Raw genomic sequence first — 7,222 nt, forward strand, 5'->3', positions numbered from 1 at the left:
CGGAACGGATCGTCAGCTCACTGGTTCACAGACCGGTATCCCTGGGGACCTCCTACCGTCGGCGCCTGCGCAGCGTGGGTACGCGGGGACGGTGTGGGCGGCGGTATCTGCCCTGCGGGAGACCGTAGCGCACACCGCCGACAGTCCGCCGTCGATCCGTCGCCCGCGTCCCGGCCCTATTTCCCGGGCAGTCCCGTACACCCAGGGAAGGGCACCCATCGGCAACTCGGCGCACGTCCGTCGCAGCGCGGGCAGACGGCCGAGGTCGAGGTGAGAGGCAGACCGTAGACCCACATCAGGCAGGGCGGGGCCCGGAACGGTCCGTGATCCGTCGGCGGTTGATGCAGGGCAGGGAGCCGGTTCCATCGGCGCTCGATGGTGGTTTTCCCTCGCACCCGCCCCGCGGATTCGGGCCGGTGCTGCTCTAGCCAGTAGTCCAGTGGTGCGCGCTCGCGCCGCGAAATGACACCCGTTGGGGCGATCAACCGACCAATCTCCTCGACCCACTTTCCGGGCACGGCTGCGCGCTTCCGACGCCTCTCCTCCCACGTCCACATGGCCTCGGCGAGGGTGATGGTCTCGGGGTAGACCACGACCGGCGCGGCCCGCCGGCGGTGCCGGGCGAGGCCGAGGGCGTCCTCGCGTGCACGCCACTCCTGAGCGCGCACCTGTCCACTGACCCACCACCAGAGCATGACCTGATGTGCGTCGGCTGCGAGGGCGTCACCGGTCGGTCCGAGGCGGTGCACAAGGGCCCGGTGCCGCAGTAGTGCCCGGCCCAGCTCCGGGAGCGGGCCGGTGTCGACGAGGTACCCGCCGTCATCTCCGGCCATCCAGCGCCGACCGCACCCGCACGGCCGCCACCGGTGCCCGGCGGCGGCAAGCCACGCCCCCGGTTCCATGCACAGCGGGCAGGCGGGCAGGGGGGCCGCGCCGAGCTCGTCGGGCCACGGCGTGACGGCGAGGGCCTCGGCGCCGGCGGTGTGCTCGGGGGGCAGGGTGGGAAGCGCGCGGGCGAGTTGGGCGGGGTCTCGGTTCACCAGGAGCGCGAGGCGGGCGAGGGCCTCGGCGGGGAGGAGGAGCTCCTCGCGCTGCGGCGACAGGCCGTCCGCCGGAAGTTCGCACCCACCGCCGAGGGCGCCGAGGATGCGGGGGAGCGGTAGGCCGTTGGCCGTGGCCGTGCGGGTGAGGAGCGAGGCGACGGTTTCGCCGTGGATCAGTGGTACGCGGATGGGGAGATCGTCAGGCGTGAGGGGCGCGGGTGCGGGGCCGGTCATGTCGGCACCGTCCCACATCCGGGCGGCGCCTCGGGGGCGTTCGTGGGGTATCCACCGGGGCGAGCGCGGCGGCGGTTTTGGGGGGCGGCGGGGGGAGCGGATCGGGGGAGGGGTGTCGCGTTCTTGATGTGCTCCTGTCAAGTTCTGGGAATTGACCCTGTGCGCTACCGGGCCGGGCGGGCCCGGCCCGGTACGGTGGGCCGCGGCCCCCGAACGCCTTCCCTGTGGGCTGTCGCGCCCCCTGTCGCGTGGCCTGTCGCGTGGCGCCCTGTCGTGGGCTGTGACCTGCACGAACACCCCCCAACCCCCGCGTCTGTAGACGACGCGACAGGGCCCGGCGGACAGGGCCCGCCACCGCCGGCGCGGCCCCCTCGACGGCCGTCCCCGGCGCCCCCCGCCCCGGGGCCACCGCCCGCAGCACCCGCGCCACTGCCGTCCGCATCACCAGCACCACCGCCGGGACCATCCCCCGCGCCGCAGCTCGGGCCGTCCCCTCGACCAGCGCGGCCGGGGCCGTCTCCTCGACGGCCGGGCGCGGCCGAGGCACCACCGCGACCAACGCCGGAGGAGCGGGAAGGGCGAGGCGGACGGGCCTCGGCTCGATCGCTCGACGGGTGACAGGTTCGGGGTGGGCGTCCCGCTCGACGACGTAGGCGAGGGGTTCGCCGGTGGCCTCGTCGAGCCGGTACAGCCGCGCTCGGTACGCCTTGGCCACCTCGTACCAGTCCCGTCCGGTCACGGCCGCCGTGACAGCCATGCCCGCGAACGGGGACACCGCGTCGGCGCACTGCTGCGCCTTGTTGCGGATGCCCGCCCCGCGTCCGACGTGCTGCCATCGGTACCCGGCGCGGAAGCCGACGAGGACAGCTAGCTCGTCCTGACGGAGGCGCCGCGCGGGGACGTGCGCGGGCTGGTCGGGGTCCTCGATGGTGGCGCCGTACCACGTACCGGTGATGCACTGCGAGGCGTCCGCCCCGGCGCGGAAACTTCCGCCTCCCTTCACCCAGCCCGTGAGGGGGTCTACCTTCCGCTTGCCTCGGGTGTTGATCGTGCTCGCCGGGTTGATCCCGAGGGCCGCGGCCATGGTGACGAGGGGCAGCGCGGGGCGGTCTTGGAGGAAGTCCACGGAAACGTGTCCCTCCGGGCCCCACCCGGCCGGGTTCTTCACGAACCGGGCCACCGGGTTCACGCACCGCTCGCCGTCCGTGCACCCCTCGCAGGTTCGGCAGTCGTCGAGTTGCGTGGACACCTTCCACGCGTTCTCGCGGGCGTAGTCGTACGACGCGCCCCACGGGTTTCCGTCGCGGGTGGCCACCATCCACGTACGCACCCGGTGCGACGCCGCGCCCTGGTCGACGGCGTCGGCGATCTGGAAGGACACCCAGTCAAAGCCCTTGTAGTCGAACCCGGCGCACCGCAGCTCTTCTTGAATCGCCTCGCACAGCGGCGCGGCCTTCAACAACAGGTTGTTGCTCTGCTCCATCGTCACGGACTGGAGCGGGGCGCCGTGCTTCATCAGCACCAGAGGCCAGATCAGCATTTCCGCCATGAGCGCCGTCCGCTCGTCCGAAACGATCTCGCGGGCGGCTTCCCGGTACTCGTCCGGGGTCATGCACGGGGGCAACAGTCCACCGATGCAGTCAGGACCGTCGTAGGTGTGGGCGTGCGGGTCGTCCTCCCTGTCTTCGAGGACGTTCCCCCAGTAGTCATGCGGGCCGCCGAACACTGAGCACACGTCGTCGACCATGAGCCAGCCGAACGCCTCCCCGGCCTGGTTGAACAGGTCCATCAAGCGCATAATCTCGGTCGGGTTCAGGCCCGCGAGCTTGCCGCCCGTGCTGAACGTGGGGCAGGGGGGCGAGCCGTGGAAGCGGCGCGTGTCCCTGAACGCGGGGTGCCGCGGGTCGAGGGTGCGAACGTCCGCGACAATCACCGTGTGACCGGCGGCGCGTGCGGTAGCGGCTGCGCCCTCGTCCCACTCGATGGCCACCACGTCCCATCCGGCCATCATCAGGCGACGGGCCTCCTGCATCCCGCCGGGTCCGCCGAAGATCTCGACGCAGCGTTCCGGCTCGCCTTTCCGCCAGTCCCGCGCCCAGTGCGGCGGGCACGGGGCGGCGAACTCGGTGCAGTCCGCGCAGTCCGCGCACCTGGCCTCGCCCGCGCACGTCGTGCAGTCCGCGCACGTCCATCCCAGCCACTCGCCGTGTTCGCTCCACTCTCCCCACCGATCCCACGCGTGTTCGGCGTTCCCGTCTGCCAGGAGCGCGGACGTCCGGGCAGGCTCCTGACGGGGGGTCGGGGTCTCGACGCCGGGCACGGCGCCGCCCTCGCCCTCCCATGCGTCGACCGTGCCGGGGTCGCTGATCACGTCCACCGGACGGGCGGGAACAGTTACTTTTGACGCGTCCGCGTCAAGTCTCCGGGTAAAACCCCCCTTACCCCCGCGGGGGGTGTCTCCATTTGACGTGTCCTCGTCAAGTTTCTGGGAAAGCCCCGGGTCCTTGAGGGTCTCGCCGGCGCGCGTCCTCGAAAGGACCTGGTCGTAACGCGCCTTGACGTCGTCGATGGTGTTCGCGTTCCGCAGCGTCAACGTCTTGGCGTTCGCGCGCACCACGACATACGCGTCGGTGTAGATCTTGCGCACCTCGACGACGTCGCCCCGCCGGAAGTCGGCCCGCTCCCACGGGCGGGCCCGCCCGGCCACGGTCTCGGCGAGCTCGGCCGCCTGCCGCGCCTTCCGCGCCGCGCCTTCCGCGCGGTCCGCCTCGGCCGTCGCCTCGATGGCTCGACGCGTCGCAGCGTCCCCCCGCGCACGGTCCCGCAGCGCGCCCCGGGCGGAACCGTGACGCATCAGGATGGGCTGACCGCCCGCGAATCGGCCGTAGTGCACTCCGGCCGCAGCGTCGAGACGCTCGGCCCGTCGCCGCGCCTCGGCCGCCCGCTCCTCCGCCTCCTCGACCCGCCGCTGTGCCTTCCGGGCCACCGCCGCCGCCTCGGCCGCCTCGGCCGCGCGCTCGTCGTTGCGACGCTCGGCGTCGCGCTCCGCCTCGGCCATGCACCCGAAACCGGATGCGATGATCCGGCGCCCCCGGGACGCGTCGACCACGTACCAACTCCGGTCGTGACCCGCACTGCTGATTTCGGCACGCGCCACGAACGGACGGCCGTTCAACTCGGCGAGCGCACACCGGGCGTTCTGCACTGCGCGCCGCGCGTTGCCCTCTCCGATCCGGCGAGCCTGGGCGGACGGGTACCCGCTCTGATTCCGGGCGCGCTCCTCGGCGCGCGCGAGCTCCTCCTCGGCCCAACGGATCGCCGCGCGCCGCTCCTCCTCGGCCGCCGCCTCACGCTGCGCGTGCTCCGTCCACGCGAACAGTTCGGCCACGCGCCGCGCGTCAGCCTCGCACCCGTCCGCCAGCACACGGGCACGGTTCGCGCAGTCTCGGGCGCGCTGCGGGTCGGTCACCCGGGCGCCGTCGTACCAGTCCCACCGGGCAGCGAAATCGACGGTGTGCGCCGTCCTCGACCGTCGGTCGAGGAGTCGCAGGAACGCGCGCGCCTCCGCCGCCTCGGCCTCGGGCAGGTTGTCGACCGGCCGCGATGCCCAAGCGCTCAGCGTGTACGTCATCAGGTCCCGCGTGATCGCGTACGCCTCGGCCGCCCGCGCGGAGTGCGTCTCTGCCTCCTCCGCCGCGGCGACGCGCTCCGCCGCCCGCTGCGCCTCGGCGCGCTCCGCCGGCCGCGCGGCCTCCCGCTCCGCCGCGGTCGCAGCCTCGGCCGCGCGGACCGCCGCGCGCCGCTCCTCCTCGGCCGATCCGTCCGCCGCCGCCTCGGCGTACGCGTCCGCCACGACGTCGGACACGCCCCAGTGAGCACGCGCCAACGCAACCTGTCGCCGGTCCGCCGTGCCCAGGGTGAACAGTCCGTCAGCCTCGAACGCCTCGGCGTCCGCCTCCGCCTCCGCGGCGTCCGCCCACGACTCCGCCTGATCGGCCGCCGCCTCCGCCGCCTCGGCCGCCGCTTCCGCGTGCCGGACCGCCGCCGCCATGTCGCGCGCGTGACCACAGATGATGTCGCACGCCGTTTCAGCATCGAACCGACCGGCGGGGGTGGAGCGCTCAAAGGTCGTGTATTCGATCATGACCTCTTTCCGTGCGTGGTCGGCGGTTTCGAGGGCAGCACCGGCGCCGGTGTGCTCCTCGCCGTCCGCGTCCGCCCACGTGTCGGCGGACGCCGTACGGGCGCGCTCCGTGTACTCCCGTACCTCCTCCGCCGCCTCCGCCACCGGCAGGGACTCAGCATCGAAACGCGCCGTCAGGAACGCACCGAAAGCGGCGTGATACTCCGCGCTCCCCGGCCGGTGCGACCACATCAGCGCGTCCGCCTCCGCCACCCGGACGTAAGCGCGCTCCGTCTCCCGCTCCTCGGAAGCCTCGGCGCGCTCCAGCGCGGACACCGCGCGCTCCCATGCGTTACCGGCGCGCTCCGCAGCAGCAACGACCCGCTTGTGCCCCTTAGTCACACGGTCATGGGCACGCGTCGCCTTGACCCGGAACGCCTCCGCCGCCTCCGCGTCCGCGCGCTCCTCCGCGTCCGCCACGGGGTCGGAAACGACGTCCGCCGCCGCGGCCGGAGCCTCCGCCGGGGTGTTCGCGCGGGGCGCCCCATCGGTGCCCGTGCGGTAGAACGCGACCGTTTCGCGGTAACCGTGCGTGTTGAAGGTGACCCACTTGCCCGCGCGCCACACGTAGCGGCCCGTACGGGAGTCGGACGGGGTGGCGACGACGAGCGTCCACTCGTCCCGCGTCTCTTCCCGCTCCACCATGGCGCCCCAGCCTCGACGCGTCGCCGCAGCGGCGAGCGCTCCCAGGTTCCGAGGGGCGCCGTTCTCCAGTGCGGAAGTGACAGACATCGGGGCTGAGTTGACGATCATTCGCGGGTTCCTTCCGATCCGACCCGCCGGGACGGTTCCCCGGCGGTTGGCGCGGTCCCCACCCTAGGCAAGTTTCAGCACAACTGCAAGTTGAACTGTGAGTTTCACTGAGACTCGTCCCCTCGTCGGCCCACCCCTCGACCGAACCCGCCACGGCGCGCGTCGAGGGCCGCGGCCGAACCCGCCACGGCGCGCGTCGAGGGCCGCGGCCGAACCCGCCACGACGCGCGTCGAGGGCCGCGGCCGAACCCGCCACGACGCGCGGCGGGTTGACCGGCCGAACGGGTCCGCAGCCTCCCCCGCGCGAGTGGATCACCGGGTGCACCCCCGGCAGGGCGCCTATGCGCCCGCGTGCTGGCCTAGGGTGACGCGGTCGGACGGGAGAGACCGACGAGCACCAGATCGGGCGCCTACGGGGCGCCTGTGACATCTGCGCTGATCGGGCCACCTGTGGAAAAGGGGTGCACTGCATGGCGGTTTCGGGGCTGACCAGCGGAAAGACCCTCATTGGGCACCGAAACCGCCAAAGGTGCACCGGAGTTGGTAAGGGTCAGTGACATATTGGCGAGTGTTACTCGAACAGCTTATTGGAAACCATTCCCATCAAGGAGGGGTCAAGATCGGCCGTTTTCCCTGGTCAAACCCGAACCCGCCAAACTGTGCACCCCCCGGGGTCTGTTCGATTTTGCGGGTGTGGAAAAAGGGTGCACGGTTTGGCGGTTACGGTGATTACCTGTGGGAAGGGTCGAGGTCGGAAAATGATCGAGAATGCCGGTTGACCTGGGCAAACGAGGTTGTCCACAGGGGTGCACCGTTTGGCGGGTTCCACCTAGTTAGATCACTCAACCCGCACGGCTCCACCGTGATCCGCGAAGCGGATCACTACGGCCGCGAAGCGGCCGGCGACGACGCCGTGAAACGGCGTCAGGTGATCGGCGAAGCCGATCACTGGTTGTAGCGGCTTCGCCGCTACATACCCAGTGACTTTTTCACATCTCCGAGCCCACGA

Annotated in this window: 2 protein-coding genes; both read right to left on the reverse strand. The window is 72.0% G+C overall.

Annotated elements, in window-relative coordinates; translation table 11 throughout:
• Positions 1-176 precede the first annotated feature (176 nt).
• On the reverse strand, positions 177-1,277 hold the full coding sequence (locus ACWFQ8_RS29400) for a TniQ family protein (RefSeq protein ID WP_453789316.1): 1,101 nt from the start codon (positions 1,275-1,277) through the stop codon (positions 177-179).
• The gene (locus ACWFQ8_RS29405) at positions 1,243-6,192 is read right to left on the reverse strand and encodes a DNA cytosine methyltransferase (protein ID WP_453789317.1); all 4,950 of its coding nucleotides are present in this window, start codon (positions 6,190-6,192) and stop codon (positions 1,243-1,245) included. The genes ACWFQ8_RS29400 and ACWFQ8_RS29405 overlap by 35 nt, the downstream gene beginning before the upstream one ends.
• Positions 6,193-7,222: the final 1,030 nt, after the last annotated feature.

This window comes from Streptomyces sp. NPDC055254 (genome assembly GCF_053606025.1).